General features: G+C 64.1%; 1 protein-coding gene. It reads left to right on the plus strand.

What is annotated here, in order from left to right; all coding sequences use genetic code 11:
* The coding region (locus KYK83_RS17095) for an efflux RND transporter permease subunit (RefSeq protein WP_222829104.1) at window positions 1-685 on the plus strand (685 nt) is incomplete at both ends.

Below are 685 nucleotides of genomic sequence, written 5' to 3' on the forward strand. Positions count from 1 at the left end.
GGTGGTGTCGACGGCAATCGGCGGGACCGAGGCCGGCCAGATCTTCGAGGGTGATCGACGCTTCGATATCGTTGTCCGGCTGCCCGAAGAGATGCGCGAGGATCGCCAGGTGCTCGAGCGTCTTCCTATCGCACTGCCAGGTGGAGGGTCTGTCCCGCTGTCGGAGGTTGCGACGATCGAGAACGTTCAGGGGCCGAACCAGATCAGCCGCGAGGACGGCAAGCGGCGTGCGGTGGTCACCAGCAATGTGCGCGGACGGGACCTGGGTTCCTTCATATCCGAGGCGCAAGAGAGGATCGCCACGGAGATCGAGCTGCCCGAGGGCTACTGGGTCGACTATGGCGGCACATTCGAGCAACTCGAATCCGCGAGTGCGCGGCTTCAGATCGTCGTTCCGCTCGCCTTGCTGCTGATCTTTGGCCTGCTGGTGGCGCTGTTTCGCTCGGTGAAGGACGCGCTGGTCGTGTTTTCCGGGGTGCCATTGGCTCTTACCGGAGGCGTGGCAGCGCTCATGCTGCGCGGCATCCCCTTCTCGATTTCCGCGGGGGTTGGCTTCATTGCCCTGTCGGGCATCGCCGTGCTGAACGGCGTCGTCATGCTGACGTTCATCCGGCAGCTGATGGATGACGGCAAGCCACTCGAGGACGCCATCAAGGAAGGAGCCATGGCTCGTCTGCGGCCCGTG

This window comes from Qipengyuania pacifica (assembly GCF_019857205.1).
GTDB classification, from domain to species: domain Bacteria; phylum Pseudomonadota; class Alphaproteobacteria; order Sphingomonadales; family Sphingomonadaceae; genus Qipengyuania; species Qipengyuania pacifica.